The organism is Bradyrhizobium uaiense, from assembly GCF_010811875.1.
Lineage (GTDB): Bacteria > Pseudomonadota > Alphaproteobacteria > Rhizobiales > Xanthobacteraceae > Bradyrhizobium > Bradyrhizobium uaiense.
The window spans coordinates 1-1,187 of the sequence record NZ_VKHP01000506.1 but is presented as its reverse complement, the minus strand read 5'-3'; the positions used below and the strand labels follow the sequence as shown (position 1 = coordinate 1,187).

The 1,187-nt window shown below is 62.4% G+C and carries 1 protein-coding gene; it reads right to left on the bottom strand.

All coding sequences use genetic code 11. The features are described from left to right. On the bottom strand, positions 1–1,135 hold a 1,135-nt coding region (locus tag FNJ47_RS46135; protein ID WP_163163433.1), incomplete at its 3' end, for an IS481 family transposase. Positions 1,136–1,187: the final 52 nt, after the last annotated feature.

Below are 1,187 nucleotides of genomic sequence, written 5' to 3'. Positions count from 1 at the left end.
CATGGCCGACACTTTTTCCGCTCGCCAAGTCAATGATAGCGACTTGGTGGGCGGCGAAGAAGACCCCGTATTGCGCACTGTTTGGCGAGGGGCGAATGGCAAGGCGCTCGCCGCGGAAAGCCTGCGGGACCTTCCAAAGGCATCCCTTGAAGCTGATGTAGGCCTTGGTCGTGGAGACGCGGCGCACGATCTCGTGGCTGTCGTATTCGACCTCCGGCAAGCGATCGGGCATCGCCCGCAGGCTCGGCCGATATCGACTTGCCGGCACCTGCTGTCCAAGCGCCTCATGCGGCCGTTCGAAGTTGTAGACCTCCCGCCAGGCGTCAAAGGCGCGCTGTGTCTCCGCGAGATCACGGAAGTGCCGCAGCGCGAAGACCTCAGCGGCGAGCGTGCGATGGAACCGTTCGTTCTTGCCACGGCTTTGCGGGTGATAGGGGCGACTATGGATGACCGCGATGCCGAGCTTGAGCAGCCAGACCGAGAACCGCGTCCACCGCTCGCCGGAAGGGTCCCCCCAGGGTGAACCATTGTCGACGAAGAAGGCCTCCGGCAGACCGTAATGACGGAAGGTCATCTCCAGACGACTACGCACCGTATCGGTGCGTTGATCGGCGCAGGCCTGTAGGCACAGATCATAGCGCGAGTGGTCGTCGACCACTGTCAGGGGATGGCATTGAGCGTCATTGCCGAGCCGAATCCAGCCCTTGAAGTCCATCTGCCACAACAGATTGGGGGCCGGCATCTCGAAACGCCGGCTTGCCACTGTGCCGCCGAGCGGAGGCTTGATGCGACCAGCTCGACGCAAGATCTCATGGACCGTCGAAACTGCCGGCGCATGACTGCCTTCCCGTTCCAGGCAGCGAGCGATCTTGCGAGCTCCCCACGCCGGATGAGCATCGCGTACCGACAGAATGCGCTCTTCCAGCTTGCAATCGGTTCGTCCTGGGCTCGAATGCGGCCGGCGCGATCGGTCCGCGACGGACTGATCCGCCTGCCATCGTGCGAGCCACCTGTAAGCCGTATCGGGATGAATGTTGAACCGACGGCAGAACTCGCGTCGGTTCGCGCCCTCCTGCATCGCAAGCCGTACAAACTCGCGCCGTTGATCCATCACCGACACCTCACGCCAGGGCATGGATTTGGCCTCCCACTTTGCCAAATCCATCCACTATGATGTGTCGGCCATG